Genomic DNA, 18,242 nt, shown 5'->3' on the forward strand with positions numbered 1-18,242 from the left:
CTCTATTTAACCTAATCTAAAAAGTAAAGTTAAAACTAAATCCAATCCATTTTGAATAAATTGTAAAGCAATCAAAGCAACAATTGGTGAAAAACTTATTCCTCCGATTGGTGGAATAAAGCGCTCAAAAAAGCCCAAATACGGATCACATAATTTCGCTAAAAAATCCCCAACTTTGCTTTGTTGCGCTCCAGGAAACCAAGACATTAACACATAAACAACAATTGCCAGCGAGTAAAGTTCAAATAAGCGATTGATAATCGTTAAAATAAACACCTGCCCACTCCTCACTAAAAGTTATCGTGATCTAACTTATCTTCTAAGTCTCCCTCAACCACATAGCCATGTGGCGTACATAAGAAAATTTGATCACCGATTCGCTGAATTTCACCACCAATTGCAAAAACCGTTCCTGTTAAGAAATCAACTACGCGATGAGCTTGGGCATCATCCATTCGTTGGAAATTGATGACGACAGCTTGATCATGTAGCAACTTGGTCGCAATTGCCTTAACATCAGAATAAATTCTTGGTTCAAATAATGCAATCTTTTTTTCGCTTGAACCACCCTTTTTTTCCCTAAAAGGAACAACATTTTGTTTCTGGTAATTAATACCATCCTGATTTTCGTCTACTGATTCTTCATAGTCGTCTTCAATTCCAAAAAAGCGACTTAATTTACTGCCTAAAGCCATTTTGATCACCTCAGATCATTATTAAAATCCAAAATTACTTACGGCGATGACGGAAAAATGGTGGCTTATTTAAATCATTGTCGTTACTATTATCATTCTTTTCTTGATCAGCATTCATTTTGAAAACATCAAATTTCTTTTTTTCAACGTTATCAAAGTCGACATGTCTTCCTTCACCTTGACCCCGCTCAGAAAATTCACGACGCAAATCCCAATCACGTAAAGGATCCTCTTGAGAACTTTGAGTTGTTTCTGGTTGTTGCTTACTTGCCGAACTATTGTCACGATGATCTAAATTATAATCCGAATGCCGTTTTCTCTGACGCTCTTTTTTCTTTTTGTCAATTCCAGTTGCAATAACCGTTACAACCACACTGTCTTCAAGATCATTATTGATCGAAGTTCCAAAAATTATATTAACATCACTTGTTGCTGCTTGAGCAACTACATCTGAAGCATCCTGAGCTTCAAACAAGCTTAAATCCGGACCACCACTAATATTTAATAAGACCTGTTCAGCTCCATCAATTGAAACCTCAAGCAGCGGTGAAGAAATTGCCTTTTTTGTTGCTTCAACCGCTCGATTTTCACCATTAGCACTCCCAATTCCCATCAAAGCAGAACCCTGATTTTCCATAACAGTTTTAACATCCGCAAAGTCCAAATTGACATAACCTGGAGAGGTTATCAAATCAGATATTCCTTGAACGCCTTGACGTAAAACATTATCAGCTTCTTTAAAAGCATCCATAATTGGCGTCTTCTTATCAACAATTTCTAATAAGCGGTTATTGGCAATAATAACCAAGGTATCAACATGTTCCTTTAACTGAGCAACCCCTTCGGCTGCATAACGGGCACGTTTAGGACCCTCAAAACTAAACGGACGAGTCACAACTCCAACTGTTAGTGCTCCTTGTTCCTTAGCAATTTTAGCAATAATCGGTGCAGCACCAGTCCCAGTTCCACCGCCCATTCCAGCAGTCACAAAAATCATGTCAGCTCCTTTTAAAGCCTCAGCAATTGCTTCTTCACTTTCTTGAGCTGCCTTGCTGCCAATTTCAGGATTTGAGCCAGCTCCTAAACCGCGAGTTAATTTAGGCCCCAGTTGAATTTTAGTTTCAGCATTTGAACCCTTTAAAGCTTGAACATCAGTATTAGCAGTGATAAATTCTACACCTTTAACTTCATCAGCAATCATTCGGTTGACTGCATTACCACCAGCACCGCCAACGCCAATCACTTTAATTTTTGCACCAGTATTTTCATTTGTATCGAGTGAAAATTCCATGCTTTTTACCTCCATCATCAGTTGTTAATCAAAAAAAGTACTGAAAAAGTTCTTGATTCCTTCAAACCTATTTCCGCTTTTTTCTTTTTTATTTTTTTTCTCTTCAATTGATTGCTTATTAATCTGGTTAGTTTGAGTTTCAATGTTAGCCAGTTCAGCAATTGGCATAAACTGTTTGAAATCAGGGAAAACTGCCATCTTAACAATTTTTTCAATTTCGCTCAAATGACACCCATATTCAACCTGACCAATCACTTGTGAAAATGAAGGATGTCTCAATCCCATCTGCTGTGGAATGAATAAGCGGACATTTGTATCAAAGATCTCGGCAGCTAATTCTTTAACTCCCGGCAAGGCAGCCTGGCCACCAGTAATAATTACTCCTCCCGGAAGCTTTAATGCAGAAATATCATCTAAAACTCGCTTAAGCCGATTAAAAATTTGAGTCAATCTAGCCTCAATAATTTCAGCTAAATATTCACTGCTGATCTCAACTGGCTCAGCCTGGCCAACAACTTCAACAGGAAATTTTTCATCTTGCGGAGCAAGGGTACTATCAGCATAACCATAATTTCTTTTTATTTTTTCTGCATTAGCTACCGAAGTATTCAAAACAATCGAAATATCTTTCGTAACAAACTGTCCTCCCTCCTGGTCAACATATGTATACTTCAATTTATGATCATGAATAACTGCAACGGTCGTTTGTCCGCCTCCAAGATCGATCAAAATAGAACCAAAATCCTGTTCACCGTCGCTTAAAGCTGCACTTGTCAAAGCAAGCGGTGCAACAACAACGCCGCTTGGCTGCAAACCAGCCCTTTCAACGCAACGCAAAGTATTATGAAGTATTGTTTTGGGACCAGTGTAGACAACCCCTTTCATTTCGAGACGAATACCGACCATTCCACGCGGATCTTTGATACCGTCAAAACCATCAACTATAAATTCATCAGGAATTACATCAACAACTTCACGTTCTGGCGGTAATTGCTGTGTCAAAGCCGCTTTAGTAACTCTGATAACGTCATCTTCATTGATTTCTTTAGCCGATCCATCGTGATTGCTAACAGCTACCATTCCATTGCAAGGTTCGATCTCTAGCAAATTAGCTGGTAATCCAACTTGAACTTTCTTAATTTCTAAATTTGCCTTTTCCTCAGCTTGCGCAACAGCCTTTTTGATTGCCTGCACTGCCCGATCAATATCAACAACGACCCCTCGATTAAGCCCATCTGCCAGCTCACTGCCAACGCCAATAATATTAATCTGGTTTTTTAGATATTCAGCAACAATAACTTTGATCGAAGTTGTCCCAATATCTAGTCCGACAAAGATTCCAGATTTTTCCATCAATTGAGCCTCCTTCTCTCAAATTTTAATCATTTTCAAGCTAAATTTATTTTTAATGCTCATGGAATAATTTTACCACACCACTAACTATTAATACACGTTTAAGGGCGCAAGAAATTCGCAATTTGCAAAAAAGTTATTGCAACGGGTAAGAATAAGCCCCAACTTGCAGATCAATCATTATTTTTTGACTTGAATTTGACTTAAATTGAGGATAATACTGCATTTTAGCTGCCAAAGTCTTGATTGTAGCAAGGACTTGATTCCCATCATTCATATATAAATGAACTCTTTGCGGATCACTTTTAGTTGGGGACGCATGAATTTCCGAAATAGCCTGCATAATTTTGGGTGAAAGTGCTTCAATCTGCTGAGTGATCTGTCGACGAAGTAAACTTTTATTAAAATTAAAATAAATTGGAACGTCACTGACCGGATTTCGATGGTTGATTTTGGAAATCTTGCCATTGGTTTCTATTCGATAAAAAAGATTACCTTTCGAAACATATCCCAGATTTCGCTTTTCAATTACTTTCAATTTCACTTGCTGAGCTGAATACGCAAAGCTAACCTTTTTTATTTCAGGAGCTTGGTCTTTAATTTTCGCTTGAATCTGCTTTTGCCTTAAAAAAACTCCAATTTGCAATTGTTGCGGCTTGATTCCACTTAATTTAACAATTTGTTTTGCACTATGTTGATTATATGCCAAAACTTTGATTGATTTGACTTTGCTGATCGGTAAAATAAAATACAGGGCAACTAATAATAACATACTAAAAAAAAGCAAGTTTTTAATTAAGACTTTCCTGAGCCTCTTTTTTCTTTGTGCCACTAAACTTGGAAGTTTATCCCCAATTCGTTGTTTTTTAAAGAACCCCCCGAGCGAATGCTTTGACTGTTGGCGTCTTTTTTGAGCTGTTTCCCACGGAGTTAGGGGCAAATCTGTTTGGACTTTCAGTTTGCTTTTTTTCGAGCTCATCATCACCCCTCCTCATATATTATTTTCCAATTAATTTTTGCAAACAATTGAAAACTCGTGTTGCCGCATCTGGAACCCCAGCTTGTTTAGCGTTTTTAGCCATTTTAGATCTTAAGGCCGGATCGCCCATCAATTTATCAATTACTTTAGTTAATAATTGACCATTTAATTCATTTTCTTTGATCATTTCAGCTGCTTGAACATTGACCAAACTTTGAGCATTATGCGTTTGATGATCATGGGTGACATATGGACTGGGAATTAAGACTGAAGGAATTCCTAAAGCCGTGATCTCAGCTAAACTAGTTGCTCCAGCTCTGCCAACAATGCAACTGATTTCAGGTAAAATTGCCGGCATATTTGCAATATACGGCTTGATCACAACATTAGTTGGAACCTCCTTAACTAGGGATCTAACCTTGTCAAAATGAACACTGCCAGTAACAAACAAAACTTGATAATTTTTACCAGCAAACAATTTTAAAGCTTCCAAAGTTGATTCGTTAATCCGCCGTGCCCCCCGCGAGCCACCAAAAATCAAAACAGTCGGTTTGGTCGAGCTGAGGCCTATTTTCTGTATCTGATTAACCGTTTTAATTCCCACTACTTGTTGAGCTCGTGGATTTCCAGTAAAAACGACTTTATTTTTAGGAAACTCGTGAGCAGCTTCGGGAAAACAAATTCCGATCTGATCTACAAAGTGGCTCAAAAATTTGTTAGTAATCCCAGCAATACTATTTTGTTCGTGAATAAATGTTGGGATTTTCAACCGAGCTGCTGCATAAACAACGGCCCCACAAACATAGCCTCCCGTTCCAACGACCACATCCGGTTTAAACTCACGAATGATTTGCTTTGCTCGCTGTGTACTTTTCAAAAATAAATAAACTGTTTTCAAATTTTCAAACGAAAACGATCGTTTAAAGCCTTGGATCCTGATCGTTTGAAAATCGATTCCAGCTGTCGGAACAATTTTATTTTCCAAGCCACGCTGGGTTCCAACATATAAAACAGCCGAGTCAGGTTCTTGTTTTTTGACTTCTTCGATCAATGCCAAAGCCGGGTAGATATGACCACCTGTTCCTCCACCTGATATCAACAAACGCATCTCAATTTTCCTCCTGATTTTTCTTCAAATTCTCAACAGCTTGAATAAATAAATCTCCTCGAACTTCACACCTTGGATATTGGTCCCAACTAGCGCAAGCCGGTGAAAGCAAGACAACATCTCCAGGTTGACTTTGTTGATAAGCCAGAGGAACTGCCTCGACAACTGACTTAGCAAATTTAATTTGCTTAACACCAGCTTTTTCTCCCATTTCAGCGATTGCCTGAGCAGTTTGCCCCATACAAATCAGGCCACGAAGCTTTTTTAAATACGGTAACAGACTTTCAAAACCAAAACCGCGATCTAATCCGCCAGCAATCAAAACGATTGGTTGTTGAAAACTCTCTAATGCTCGCTGACAAGCCTCGATGTTAGTCGCTTCTGTGTCATTATAAAAACGCCGCTGTTTAATCGTTTCAACATATTGCATCCGATGCCGCACACCGCCAAACGTTCTCAGAACCTGACAAATTGCAAAATTGCTTTTACCCATCAATTTTGCAACTGCAATTGCTGCTAAAGCATCTTCAATATTTTGAACCCCAGGCAGTTTGATGTCAGCGACCTTAATAATTTGTTCACCACGAAAGTAGAGATAATCTCCTTTTTGATAAGCTCCAGTTTTGACTTCTTGCTTCCGAGAAAAAGGGACAATTTGTGCTTTAGAACGCTCGCTTAGCTGTCGCCATTCTGCTGAATCCCAATTGATTACTAAGTAGTCAGTCGGTGTTTGATTCATCGTAATTCGCATTTTAGCATTTACATAATTCTTCCGGTCTCCGTGGTAATCTAAATGTGCTTCATAGATATTAGTAATTACCGCAATTTTGGGATGTAGTTTACTAATTCCAAGCAATTGAAAACTAGAAAGTTCAGTAACAATTACGTCATCTTTTGTTGCTTTTTGAGCTACTTGACTAGCCGGAATACCAATATTACCTGCCGCGTAAGCTTTACCCTTTAGCCTTTGCTCAGCCAACATCAGCGTTGTCAAAGTAGTTGTCGTGGTTTTTCCATTAGTGCCTGTAATTGCAACCATCGGAGCAACTGATACTTCATAGGCAAGTTCTGGTTCTGTAATAATCGGCAACTGATTCTTTAAAGCTGCCTTGACTAATGGATTGGTATAAGGAATCCCCGGATTTTTGACCATTAAATCATTTTGCTTGGCTAATTCCAACGGATGTCTGCCAGTAATAACTTTGATTCCCAGCGCTGTTAGTTCAGAAATTACCTGAGGATCCTTAGGCGCCTTTAAATCATTGACCGTCACTTTAGCTCCTAGTTTATGCAATAAACGTGCTGCATTTAATCCACTTTGACCTAAACCCAGCACAAGAACTTTTTTATTTTGGTAAGTCGTAATTGCCTTCATAATTAGGATTCTTCTCTCTTTTAATTTTAAATAATTGTCAATAGCGCCGTAACACTTGTTATTAAGCCAATTGACCAAAAAGTTAAATCAATACGCCATTCACTCCAACCAAGCAGTTCAAAGTGGTGGTGGATCGGGCTCATCTTAAAAATTCGTTTGCCAGTGAGCTTAAATGAAGCAACTTGCAAAATAACACTTGCAGTTTCAACGACAAAAATCAAGCCAACCCACAAAAGTGAGGCTTCATGTCCAACTAAAATCGAGACAGCTGCTAAAGCCCCGCCTAACGCCAATGATCCCATATCACCCATAAAAATCTTAGCAGGTTTATGATTAAAGATAAAGAAGCCTAATAATGAACCAATGACAACTAAACAGAACAGTAAAACATCTACTTGATGCTGAAAAGCCGCAATCGCTGCATAAGTTGCAAAAGCAATCGTTGCCTGACCGGCGACCAAGCCGTCAATACCATCAGTTAAATTGACTGCATTAGAAAATCCGACTAACCAAAAAACGGCAAATAAGATAAACCAGCCACCGATACTGAAAACTTGGCCAAACAAATGCAGGCCAAATGTCAGATGCTCATGATAGTAAACTGCTAGAAAAATTAATGCTCCAATGACTTGACCTAAAAATTTTTGCCAAGCTTTCAAACCTTCATTTTGTTTTTTCCATAATTTGATCGAATCATCCCAGAAGCCGAGCATGCCATATAGAAATAAAATGAATACCAAAATCAGTAGCTGAGGTGTCAACTGCTTCCCAATGGCCGCCATAATCAAACTAACAATTAAAATAACCAAATTAAAAATCAATCCACCCATGGTTGGCGTCCCTGATTTTTTTTGATGCCACTTTGGACCCTCTTCGCGAATCATCTGTCCTTGCTTTTTTCGATGTGCGTAATTGATAAACTGTGGCAATAAAATCACAGTTACTCCAAAACTTGCAATTAATGAAATAATACCTTCTAAAACTGTCATTTACCAGCTTGCTCCTTTAACCATAATGCCTTAGTTGCTTCTTCAACATCATCAAAATGCCGCTTTTGCTTACCGATAATTTGGTAATCTTCATGCCCCTTGCCAGCAATTAAGACTAAATCCCCCGGTTGAGCCTGCTGAATGGCATAATTAATTGCCTGTCGCCGATCAACAAAAGTTGGAACTTTGATCCCAGTTGGGACACCACTCAACATTGCACTGATAATTTTTTGTGGATCCTCAGAACGTGGATTATCTGAAGTGAAAATTGGAAAATCACTATGTTCTGCTGCAATTTCACCCATTTTCGGACGTTTACCATGATCACGATCACCACCGCAGCCAACAACACAAAAAACGTGCTGTTTAGTAACTTCATCTAAAGTCTTGAGGGCTTGATATAAGCCATCTGGCGTATGGGAGTAATCAACGATTGCACTTACTCCTGTCGGTGAACTAATCAACTGCATCCGCCCGCGAACACCCTTAAAACCATCCAGTGCCATAATAATATCTTCTGCTGGTAGTCCCGAGGCATAAGCCGCCGCAAAAGCAGCAAGAACGTTATAAACATTAAACATACCGATCATTTGCGTATGCAGTTGATAAACTTGATCAAAAACATGTAATTCAAAATCAGTACCGCGACTATGAACTTTGATTTTTTGTGCGCTGATCATAGCTGATTCCTTAATCCCATACGTTAACACTTGCGCTGCTGTCAGCTGTTCAAATTGCTTTCCAACTGGATCGTCAATATTTAAGACTGCCACTTTAGGATCGCCATTAAATGCATAACGATTTCCTAATTGCGAAAAGAGCAAACTTTTCGCATGTTTATAATTTTCCATAGTTTTATGATAATCCAAATGATCACGCGTCAAATTGGTAAACACTGCAACATCGAAATCAATTCCCCAAACACGCCCTTGGATCAAAGCAATTGATGAAACTTCCATGGCAACATCTGAAACGCCGCGTTCAACCATTTTGCTTAAGGTTCGCTGTAAGGTGATAATATCAGGCGTTGTATTTTTTGTTGGTAATACTTCATCACCAATTTTGCGATACATTGTTCCAATTAAACCAGTTTTACGCTGTTGTGCCCGAAAAATTGCTTCAATTAAATGTGTAACCGTTGTTTTACCATTTGTTCCGGTCACTCCAATAATATGTAATGCTTGACTCGCACCACCATAAAAGCGACTGCTCAAAATGGCCATTGCGCGTTTGGTGTCATTGACATAAACAACCGGAACCCCAACAACAGTAGTTTTTTCTTGTGCAACAATCAGCTTTGCACCGGCCTTGATTGCTTGTTGCACAAATAAATGGCCATCAAATTGAGCTCCTTTAACCGCTACAAAGACACTATTTTCAACTACTTCACGGGTATCTTGAGTTAATAAAGATACCGTGAAATCCTCAAAATTCCTTGGAATTATTTTTTTAAATTTTAAGCATTTAATTAGCTTGCTTGCTTGCATTTTATCACCAGATTTTATTTTAATTTAACTATTAGTTCTTTTTGACCTGTTAAAGCTTGATTGGCGGTGATGCTTTGGCTGACAACGTATCCAGAGCCAGTGAATTTCACCTTCAAGTTCAGCAGCTCCGCTAAAGCTGAAACATCATTCCGTGACCAACCAGTCAAGTCTGGCATTGTTTTAGTACCAGTAGTTAATAAAATGATCCTTTCACCACTAAGTAGCGTGTTGCCAGCTGCTATAGACTGCTGGACAACTCTGCTACCATTGCCAATCACTGTCACTTCCAATCCAGCACCTTCCAAATTTTTCTTGGCTGTCGCTAAACTTTTATCAGTCCAATTTTTGACTTTGACTTGCTGACCACTTTGACTAGTACTTTCCGCAGATTGCTGTAGAGCTCGTTGCATCATCGGATTAAAAACAGTTGCCAACATTTGTCCCGAAGTACTATTACTGAAAGTTGTTGGCTGTTTCATTGTAACATACAGAATATATTTTGGATTGTTAGCTGGTGCTACCCCAGCAACTGAAAAGATATAGTTGGTTGCACCCGTTAAATAGCCAGAACCCTGAGTTTTACTGATTTGAGCTGTCCCAGTTTTAACGCCAATCTTATAACCATTGATTTTGAAAGCTGAACCAGTTCCATCTTCATTATAAACTACATCTTGCATCAAACTCAAAACCTGACTAGCAGTTTGACTACTGATTGGTTGACCGACTTTCTTCGTTTTTGCCTGATAAATGACCTTTTGGTTATTTGGATCAACAACTTTTTTTACCAGATATGGTTTAACCATTTTCCCATGATTAGCAATTGCCGAGAAGCCTTGCATCATTTGCAAAGCAGTTACATTAATCGCTTGACCAAATGCAGTATTAGCTTGTTCAATTGGATATTTATATTCAATACTACCAGCAACTTCATTGGGCATTTTAGAACCCGTCTTTTTTAAAAATCCAAATTTGTGAATATAACTCAGCCATGTCTTAGCACCCATTTGCTGTTCTAAGTGCGCCATTCCAACGTTTGAAGAACGAATAAAAGCATCTTGATAGGTAATATAACCCCAGCCGCTCCGATCCCAATCATAAACATTTTTACCATCAATTTGGAACGAACCAGATTTAAAAGTCGCATTAGCATTGAAATTACCACTATTAATTGCCGCTGCGACTGTAAAAATTTTCATGGTTGATCCTGGTTCATAACTGTCTTCAACTAAGATATTTCGCCAAATCTTAGTTAATCCCTTTTTAGTCTGCGCATTAAAAGTTGGTCGTTGACTAGCAGCCAAAATTTCACCAGTTTTAGCTTTCATTAAAATGGCCGTCATTTCCTGAGGATGATAACGATCCTGTGCTTGGGTCATCAATGTTTCTAAATAAGTTTGCAAGCGTGTATCAAGCGTTGTATAAACGTTATCACCATTTTTAGCTGCACGGGCTTTAACTTTTGAGCCAGGAATTGGTGTTCCTTTCGTATCTTTTTCAACCTGACGAACACCATTTTTCCCGGCTAGTTCCTGATTAAAAGCTTGTTCAAGTCCCATCACACCAACTAATTTCCCATTTTGGTTCTCTGCTAGGCCAATAATATGTGAGGCAAAAACTCCATTTGGATACAGGCGCGCAATCGTCGGCTTAAAATAGATTCCCGTAATATGAGCAGCCTGAATTTTTTGCTTGGTTTCTAGTGAAATATTTTTCCCGGCATTTCCTAATTCAACTTGATAAACATCTTTATTGACGGGGTCAAGTAATTTTCTGACACTTTGATAACTGATACCTAAATTTTTACTTAAAACCTTAGCTGCTTTTGCTTTATCCTTTTCAGCCAGGTACTGACGTTTGCCAAATGCAACTGCCGACTTTGAGAGAATCACGTAAATCTTATAAGTTGAAGTATCTTCCGCAATGGGTTGATCATTATTATCATAAATCGTTCCTCTTTGAGCTTTGATTTCAGTTTTACTGGCATACAGTTGGGCAACTTTCTGTTTAAGATCAACGTGATCAATTGAATGAAAAATTGCAATATAAAAAAAGCGGCCAATAAACACAATGAAAATCATTGCCGCAATGAAAAAAATAATTATCCCATAAATTTTGCGGTTTTTTTGGTGTTTTAGCTGCTTTTTCCCTTTATTCATTTAGAAACATTCCTTATATTACTGTCATTCATCGATAATCCGTACTTTTTAGCTAACTCTAACAAACGATCCCGGCTTGAGAGAGTACTAATTTCCTGTTTAGTATTAATATTTTGATTATGTACCGCCGTAATTTTTTGATTGATATTTTGAAGAGTATATTGTGCCTGAGTATAATTGACTTGACTAGCAATAACCTCAATTGTCATCGCCATTAAAATCACGCCTCCTATTAAGAAACTTAAGATCTCGGCCTTAGAAATTGGAACCCGCCGCGAAACCGATGCCGGTTGTTTAAGTGGTGCTTTATGTATCTGCGGCTGTACTGGCGTGACGAGATTTCTTTTTGGTGCTGCGCTTCCTGCCATATAATCACATCCTTTAAAAAATTATTTATCTTGACTAATTCGTTCAATAATTCTTAACTTAGCTGAATGAGCACGATGATTCTGTCGCAGTTCTTCTGTCTTTGGTTCGATTGGCTTACGCGTGATCAGTTTAAAATGCGGCTGCATCTTTGCTGGAATTACTGGTAAACCCGGTGGCAAATCAGGTAACGAGCTTTTTTCTTTGAACATGGTCTTAACTAAGCGATCCTCTAAGGATTGGAAAGTTATGACGCAAATTCGACCATGTACTTTCAGCAAGGACAAAGCTTGCGTTAACGAATCCTCAAGAGCTCCTAATTCATCATTAACCGCAATTCTAATTGCTTGAAAGATCCTCTTAGCCGGATGTCCGCCAGTTCTTCGGGCACGTGCCGGAATTGCTTCTTTAATTATTTCGACTAATTCGCCTGTCGTTTCAATCACTTTTTTAGTACGTCTTTTTTCAATATGTCTAGCAATTGATTTGGCATATTTTTCCTCACCATATCGCCAAAAAATCCTAACCAGCTTTTCATATGGCCAGTCATTCACGACTACTTTAGCGTTTAAGTTTTGCATCTGATCCATTCGCATATCTAATGGAGCATCAAAACGATAACTAAAACCACGCTGAGCATCATCAAATTGTGGTGAAGAAACTCCTAAGTCATATAGGATCCCATCAACTTGTGTAACATTTCTTTGTTTAAGCTGCTGGGCTAATTCCCGAAAATTGCTTTTGATTAGTGTTACTGGATAATTAAGAAAACGATCCCGATTATAATCAATTGCTGTTTGATCTTGATCAAAAGCATATAAATGACCATTTACCCCCAACTGTTGAGCAATCAATCGACTATGACCACCTCCACCCAAGGTACAGTCAACATAAACTCCAGCTGGGCTGATCTGCAAACCACTAACAGCAGCTTGCAGCATTACTGTTTGATGTTTAAAAGTTTCTGTCACCCTTACACCTCTTTATAAATCAAAATCAATCATATTTTCAGCAATATTATCAAAGTTTTCTTCAGCTTTTTGACTAAAATCATTCCAACGATCTTCGGACCAAATTTCAAAGCGATTTGAAACCCCAACAACCACACACTTTTTTTCTAATCCAGCATGATCTCTCAAAGCTTTCGGAATTATAATTCGTCCCTGGCGATCAAATTCACATTCAGTAGCTGCTGAATAAAAAAAACGAACAAAAGCTCGTGCATCACGTTTAGTTAGTGGAAGCTGCTGCAATTTTTTTTCAAGGAGTTGCCACTGATCATTCGAGTAGCCAAATAAACACCCATCCATCCCTCGTGTTAAAACAAATTGATCGCTCAATTGTTCGCGAAACTTTGCTGGAATAATTACTCGGCCTTTAGCATCAAGCGTATGATGATACTCTCCCATCAGCATGCAGCTCACCTCCAAATAATGGTTACAAATTGATACTACCACATTCCACCACTATCAACCACTATTTTACCACTAGATTTTTAAAAACCCCCAAAAAAATATCTTGCTAACCAAAGCAAGATATTTACACCAGTTAATTAAATTTTTTCAAAATCACTAAAACAATTAAAACCGTATACGTACTGACTGTTAGTAACTCAATTAAACGCCAATAAAAACGCCAAAATTTAGCTTGAATGATTTCTCCTTTAACTACTGCCAGGATTAACGTCAATCCAATTCCCAAAATCGCCGCTGCAAATAATAAATACGGCAAAAGTGAAAGCTTTAAAAGTTGTAATGACAATACTTGAATTACAAAAATTAAATAGATCAACAGGAAGTCAAGGTAATGAAATTTTTGTTGCCATTTAAGCGGCAGCCAATGCTTGATCAAAAACAAGCTTAGCCAGCAAACAATGATTCCTACTAACTGATAGGGCCAAATAAAGATTTTCAGCATTGATGATCACTCAAAAATGCGTCATGCAAAGCATTGACGGCAGCCGGCAAATCTGATTGTCTAACTAAAACCCAGATAGTTGTATAACTGTCAGTTGTCTGCAAAATCTTGATATTTTTACCATTTAAAGCCGCCACGATTTGAGCTGTTATTCCGGGGGTCCCCATAATGCCAGCACCAACAATAGAAACTTTAGCACAATTTTCAATAATTTCGGCAGCTACTTGTTTTTCTTGGAGTAATTTCTTAGCTTTCTGGCTTTCATTTGCATCTAAGTTAAAAACAAATTTTTCTGGCAAAATATTAATGAAGTCAATACTTAAATGATTGTCAGCCAACAATTTAAAAATTGTTTGCGGATCGTATTTTTCAGTTTTAACACTGAACTGTGTCAACCCAACCTGGTGGGCAATTCCAGTAACTGTCCGATAATGACGAATCGATAAATCACGGTCAGAAACTAAGGTACCTAATTCATCGACTCCATCCCAAGTTGATCTGATTCGCAACGGCAAATGGGCTTGTTGCGCTACCTCTACTGCGCGTGGATGGATAACCTTAGCCCCTTCATGTGCCATATTGGCAACTTCTTCATAGCTGACATTCTTTAAAAATTTGGCTTTTTTAACTAAACGTGGATCAGCAGTCATCATTCCTGAAACATCTGTAAAAATATCAACTCGTTTAGCTGAAAGAGCTGCTCCTAGTAAAGCTGCTGATGTATCGCTACCGCCACGTCCTAAGGTAGTATAATGACCTTCTCGCGAAAGTCCTTGAAAACCAGCTACTACGACAACATCTTGTGATTTAAAACATTTTAAAATCTCATCAGTTTTAACATCTAAAACCTTAGCATTTTGGTACTCATTATTTGTTCTAAAACCAGCATCCGGCCCAGTCAAAGCTGTTGCACTAAAACCGTTTTCTTTTAACATCTCGGTAAAAACAGCTGCTGAAATAATCTCACCGACCGAAACTAACATATCGAGTTCTCGTGCGGACAATAAGGAATTATTGCTTCCAACCAAATTTAACAATGAATCGGTAGCATAAGGAGCTCCTTTACGCCCAATTGCCGAGACAACAACAGCAACTTTATATCCTTGCGAAACAGCATATTTGACATGTGCCATTGCTTTTTTTCTAGCCTGATCATCTTGAACCGATGTACCACCGAATTTTTGTACCATAATTTCCATCAGTAACTTATCCCCCATCTCTTGCCAAATTCAAGTTTTAAATGATCTTTAAAAAGAAAACGAAAATAATAAATCGTTCATAGTTTACGTGAAATATGAACTTTTTTCAAGTTTTCTTGAATAAAATTAAGATTCCAAACCAATTTGACAATTCTCAAGCCAAAAAGGTATAGTTAAACTATAAATGCTGATTTAAAGGATGAACGCTAATAATGAAAAAGAAAAAGCTTAGTCGGTTTGAAAAAATTACCCGTGCCGTTATCTGGATCATGCTAATCGTTACCGTCGGGACTGTCTTTATCACAGCAATTTTTTCGGTAATTGGTTATTAAAACTGTAAGTTATTAAAAAAAACGAAACGCATTTAAATGCGTTTCGCTTTTTTTATTCATCAACTCCGACGTATTTTTTAATTTCTTTGATCCAATGACGTGTATTATCAGTATTAGCCACGTTTCCATTGATTAACTGATTGATATAAGGTTTAGACAGTCCAAAATGTTCAGCTATCTCAGTTTGTGAAGATGGCTTAATCCCTAATCTTTTATTTCTTTTCAAGCAAAGAACTACTGCATCAGCAAATTCAAACGACATTCAGCTTCACTCCTCATCGTCTAATATGTTAACTAATAAATTTGACGAAAATAAAAGTAATATTATATTATAAAGTGTGTTTTAAAAGTTGCAATTACTTTATCTCTATAAGTTTACTAAATTTTACATCTTAATTATACTAACTAATAAGTTAGAAATCAAGATATTTTCTAACTTATTAGTTAAATTGAGAAGATAGGAGTTATCTATGATCGTTGAACGCATCAAAGAATTAGCTAAACAGCGACATTTGTCTGTTTATCAGGTTGAAGATCAACTATCTCTTGGTCACAACACGATTTATCAGTGGAATCATCGCCAGCCCTCAATTCTTAGAGTTCAAAAAGTGGCTGACTTTTTTGATGTTTCCGTTGACTATCTTTTAGGAAGAACGGATGATCTTAAGCCGAATGTTGATCTAACAGAAAATCAGGATGTTGTTTTTACTTATGAAGGTAAAAAAATTTCTGAGCAGCAGCTAGCGTTGATTAAGTCTATTTTGCGAAATAATAAATAAAAACCTATTTTGGAGATAAAGATTGAATCAAGTTCAGCTTTCCTTGCTTAAGATTGCCCGCCAGCAGCAAATCACCGTCATTTGGTCAGATCAACTGGCCAGTGATACACCGCCCTTGGCACTAATCAAACAAAGAGTTATCATCATGAATTTGAACTGGCCGCAAAAAGCAGAATTAACTTTCCAACTAGCTCACGAATTAGCGCATTTTTTAAATAATGAACCTTATTATAGTGAATTATATCGTACTGGCAAAACCAATTTATTGCAAATTGAAGCGCAAACTAATAAATGTGCTATTAAATTACTATTGCCCTTTTATCTCGACGGGCTCATTCAAACTAAAGTGAACGCCTGGGATTTCATTAAACAATTTGGCATTCCAAGCCATTATCTTAACCTAGTACGAGAAACCTTACATGATTTACAAAAATGATTCTAAAAAAAGTTCCAAAAGCTTGACTAGCTTTTGGAACTTTCTTTATCTTAGTTGCGGCGTTTTTCTGGAATCCGTGCTGCTTTACCGTGTAAACTTCTTAAGTAATAAAGTTTAGCCCGACGAACACGTCCATGACGAACAACTTCAATCTTATCTACTCGTGGTGAATGAAGCGGAAAAGTTCTTTCTACGCCTACACCACTACTGATTTTACGTACTGTATATGTTTCGCTAATTCCTTGTCCCCGACGCTTAATCACAACGCCTTCAAATAACTGGACCCTTTCGCGACTGCCCTCAACAATTCGAGCATAAACTCGAACTGTATCTCCAGCTCGGAAGTCTGGGATGTCACTTCTCAATTGTGATGCTGTAATCTTTTGAATCAATGGATTCATCTTTTTTCTTCCTTTCACCAGCATTCATGTCCAGTCGCAGCGGAATGCTGTTAATCTGGCATAAGCCGATTATCATGTTAACATACTAAAACCAATTATTCAATCTTTTTGTGTCGAAAATTCGCGCAGCCATTTGTTTTGCTGTTCATTTAAGTCCAGCCCGGCTAAAAGATCTGGACGCCGCTCAAAGGTCCGTTTCAAGGCTGCTTTTTGCCGCCACTCAGTAATTCTTTGATGGTTGCCACTCAACAAAACCTCTGGAACTTTCAATCCTTGGTACTCTGCTGGACGCGTATATTGTGGATATTCAAGCAACCCCGTTGTAAATGAATCATCGGGGGCTGAAGCAGTGTTACCCAAAACTCCCGGTATCAACCGTAAAGTAGCATCGATCATTGTCATTGCCGCCAGTTCACCACCGGTTAAAACAAAGTCCCCTAATGATAACTCATCGGTTACACGTGTCCGGATTCGTTCATCATAACCTTCATAATGCCCACAAATAAAAGTCAAATTGCTTTCATCAGCAAGATCTTGAGCAACCTTTTGATCAAATCGTTTTCCTGCCGGATCAAGCAAAATAATCCGGCCTAAGTTTTTTTGCTTCTCAACCAAGGCATCAAGTGCTGAAAAAATCGGTTGCGCTTGCAATAGCATTCCAGCACCCCCACCATATGGGTAATCATCAACATGTTTTTGCCGACTCTGAGTATAATCTCGATAATTAACAATTTCAAAACTGACTAATTGTTTTGCAACCGCTTTGCCAATAATCGATTCATGCAATGGACCAGTAAACATTTCTGGGAATAAGCTTAAAATATTAATTTTCATTCTTCATCTAACCCATCCATCAATTCAACTTCAACTTGTTGCTGATCTAAATCAATTTTTTTAATTACCTGTTTAATGGCTGGTAACAGCAATTCTTTGTTATTGGTCCGCTCGACAACCCAAACGTCATTCGCACCTGGGCTTAAAATCTCTTTTATTTTACCAATTTGTTTTCCCTGCTGATCGACCACTGTTAAACCAATAATTTGATGATAATAAAAGTTTCCTTGAGATAAAGCCGTTTGCTGAGCTTCATCAACCAACAGTTGACAATTTTTTAATTTTTCGACTGATGTCAGATCAGCATATTCAAAAAAGCTCAACAAATAAAACTGTTTAAATCTCCTTACTGTTCTAATTTTAAGTGGCTGTAACTGATTATTTTGTTTGACATACAAAGTATTATTGGGTTGAAACCTTTGCATAGCAAAATCAGTTACTGCTAAGATTTTAACTTCTCCTTGAATTCCATGGGTATTGATGATTTTTCCAACAGCAAAATATTTCATATTAATTCTCCCTTAAAAAAGCTCTCTAATAAAACA

Annotated in this window: 22 protein-coding genes; 3 read left to right on the plus strand and 19 right to left on the minus strand. The window is 37.9% G+C overall.

The annotated features are described in order from the left end of the window. Window positions 1–6: 6 nt before the first annotated feature. From ON15_RS03755 to dapG, 15 genes are all read right to left on the minus strand, one after another. Window positions 7–276 carry a YggT family protein gene (locus ON15_RS03755; RefSeq protein WP_010580151.1) on the minus strand — a complete coding sequence of 90 codons (270 nt, stop codon included), beginning with the start codon at window positions 274–276 and terminating at the stop codon, window positions 7–9. Window positions 277–290: 14 nt separating this feature from the next. After that, window positions 291–695 carry a cell division protein SepF gene (locus ON15_RS03760; protein WP_010580152.1) on the minus strand — a complete coding sequence of 135 codons (405 nt, stop codon included), beginning with the start codon at window positions 693–695 and terminating at the stop codon, window positions 291–293. Between the two features lie 34 nt (window positions 696–729). Beyond that, the gene (ftsZ, locus tag ON15_RS03765) at window positions 730–1,986 is read right to left on the minus strand and encodes a cell division protein FtsZ (protein WP_010580153.1); all 1,257 of its coding nucleotides are present in this window, start codon (window positions 1,984–1,986) and stop codon (window positions 730–732) included. 24 nt (window positions 1,987–2,010) lie between these two features. Next, window positions 2,011–3,339: a cell division protein FtsA gene (gene ftsA, locus ON15_RS03770; protein WP_010580154.1), complete on the minus strand. Its 1,329-nt coding sequence runs from the start codon at window positions 3,337–3,339 to the stop codon at window positions 2,011–2,013. A gap of 136 nt (window positions 3,340–3,475) precedes the next feature. Then, complete coding sequence (locus ON15_RS03775) at window positions 3,476–4,318, minus strand: cell division protein FtsQ/DivIB (RefSeq protein WP_010580155.1); 843 nt, start codon at window positions 4,316–4,318, stop codon at window positions 3,476–3,478. A gap of 19 nt (window positions 4,319–4,337) precedes the next feature. Continuing rightward, complete coding sequence (murG, locus tag ON15_RS03780; RefSeq protein WP_010580156.1) at window positions 4,338–5,426, minus strand: undecaprenyldiphospho-muramoylpentapeptide beta-N-acetylglucosaminyltransferase; 1,089 nt, start codon at window positions 5,424–5,426, stop codon at window positions 4,338–4,340. Window position 5,427: 1 nt separating this feature from the next. After that, window positions 5,428–6,810 carry a UDP-N-acetylmuramoyl-L-alanine--D-glutamate ligase gene (gene murD, locus ON15_RS03785; RefSeq protein WP_412768432.1) on the minus strand — a complete coding sequence of 461 codons (1,383 nt, stop codon included), beginning with the start codon at window positions 6,808–6,810 and terminating at the stop codon, window positions 5,428–5,430. Between the two features lie 17 nt (window positions 6,811–6,827). Next, on the minus strand, window positions 6,828–7,790 hold the full coding sequence (mraY, locus tag ON15_RS03790) for a phospho-N-acetylmuramoyl-pentapeptide-transferase (protein ID WP_010580158.1): 963 nt from the start codon (window positions 7,788–7,790) through the stop codon (window positions 6,828–6,830). Next, complete coding sequence (locus ON15_RS03795; protein WP_010580159.1) at window positions 7,787–9,277, minus strand: UDP-N-acetylmuramoyl-L-alanyl-D-glutamate--2,6-diaminopimelate ligase; 1,491 nt, start codon at window positions 9,275–9,277, stop codon at window positions 7,787–7,789. Before ON15_RS03795 ends, mraY begins: the two co-directional genes overlap by 4 nt. 14 nt (window positions 9,278–9,291) lie before the next feature. Next, a complete protein-coding gene (locus tag ON15_RS03800; protein WP_010580160.1) occupies window positions 9,292–11,433 on the minus strand; it encodes a penicillin-binding transpeptidase domain-containing protein in 2,142 nt (713 codons plus the stop codon). Next, window positions 11,430–11,801, minus strand: coding sequence for a cell division protein FtsL (gene ftsL, locus ON15_RS03805; protein WP_010580161.1), 372 nt, complete (start codon window positions 11,799–11,801; stop codon window positions 11,430–11,432). Before ftsL ends, ON15_RS03800 begins: the two co-directional genes overlap by 4 nt. A 21-nt stretch (window positions 11,802–11,822) precedes the next feature. After that, the gene (gene rsmH, locus ON15_RS03810) at window positions 11,823–12,770 is read right to left on the minus strand and encodes a 16S rRNA (cytosine(1402)-N(4))-methyltransferase RsmH (protein WP_010580162.1); all 948 of its coding nucleotides are present in this window, start codon (window positions 12,768–12,770) and stop codon (window positions 11,823–11,825) included. A 12-nt stretch (window positions 12,771–12,782) separates the two neighbouring features. After that, window positions 12,783–13,214, minus strand: coding sequence for a division/cell wall cluster transcriptional repressor MraZ (mraZ, locus tag ON15_RS03815; protein ID WP_010580163.1), 432 nt, complete (start codon window positions 13,212–13,214; stop codon window positions 12,783–12,785). 133 nt (window positions 13,215–13,347) lie between these two features. Then, complete coding sequence (locus ON15_RS03820; protein ID WP_010580164.1) at window positions 13,348–13,716, minus strand: DUF3397 family protein; 369 nt, start codon at window positions 13,714–13,716, stop codon at window positions 13,348–13,350. Beyond that, entirely contained in the window at window positions 13,710–14,915 is a 1,206-nt protein-coding gene (dapG, locus tag ON15_RS03825; RefSeq protein WP_010580165.1) for an aspartate kinase, read from the minus strand. The genes ON15_RS03820 and dapG overlap by 7 nt, the downstream gene beginning before the upstream one ends. A 212-nt stretch (window positions 14,916–15,127) precedes the next feature. On the opposite strand from dapG, the gene ON15_RS11435 reads away from it, so the two are divergent. After that, window positions 15,128–15,247, plus strand: coding sequence for a DUF4044 domain-containing protein (locus ON15_RS11435; protein WP_010580166.1), 120 nt, complete (start codon window positions 15,128–15,130; stop codon window positions 15,245–15,247). A gap of 52 nt (window positions 15,248–15,299) precedes the next feature. Here ON15_RS11435 and ON15_RS03830 read toward each other — a convergent pair whose 3' ends face one another. After that, window positions 15,300–15,509, minus strand: coding sequence for a helix-turn-helix domain-containing protein (locus tag ON15_RS03830; RefSeq protein WP_010580167.1), 210 nt, complete (start codon window positions 15,507–15,509; stop codon window positions 15,300–15,302). A 208-nt stretch (window positions 15,510–15,717) separates the two neighbouring features. Here ON15_RS03830 and ON15_RS03835 point away from each other — a divergent pair, with 208 nt between their 5' ends. Next, complete coding sequence (locus ON15_RS03835) at window positions 15,718–16,026, plus strand: helix-turn-helix domain-containing protein (RefSeq protein ID WP_010580168.1); 309 nt, start codon at window positions 15,718–15,720, stop codon at window positions 16,024–16,026. Window positions 16,027–16,048: 22 nt separating this feature from the next. After that, the gene (locus tag ON15_RS03840; protein WP_010580169.1) at window positions 16,049–16,462 is read left to right on the plus strand and encodes a M78 family metallopeptidase domain-containing protein; all 414 of its coding nucleotides are present in this window, start codon (window positions 16,049–16,051) and stop codon (window positions 16,460–16,462) included. Between the two features lie 50 nt (window positions 16,463–16,512). On the opposite strand, the gene rplS is transcribed toward ON15_RS03840, so the two are convergent. The 3 genes from rplS to rimM form a co-directional block, all read right to left on the minus strand. After that, a complete protein-coding gene (rplS, locus tag ON15_RS03845; RefSeq protein ID WP_010580170.1) occupies window positions 16,513–16,863 on the minus strand; it encodes a 50S ribosomal protein L19 in 351 nt (116 codons plus the stop codon). 99 nt (window positions 16,864–16,962) lie between these two features. Then, window positions 16,963–17,697: a tRNA (guanosine(37)-N1)-methyltransferase TrmD gene (trmD, locus tag ON15_RS03850; protein ID WP_010580171.1), complete on the minus strand. Its 735-nt coding sequence runs from the start codon at window positions 17,695–17,697 to the stop codon at window positions 16,963–16,965. Continuing rightward, entirely contained in the window at window positions 17,694–18,206 is a 513-nt protein-coding gene (gene rimM / locus ON15_RS03855) for a ribosome maturation factor RimM (RefSeq protein WP_010580172.1), read from the minus strand. The genes trmD and rimM overlap by 4 nt, the downstream gene beginning before the upstream one ends. Between the last annotated feature and the right edge of the window lie 36 nt (window positions 18,207–18,242).

Source organism: Liquorilactobacillus vini DSM 20605, assembly GCF_000255495.1.
GTDB classification, from domain to species: domain Bacteria; phylum Bacillota; class Bacilli; order Lactobacillales; family Lactobacillaceae; genus Liquorilactobacillus; species Liquorilactobacillus vini.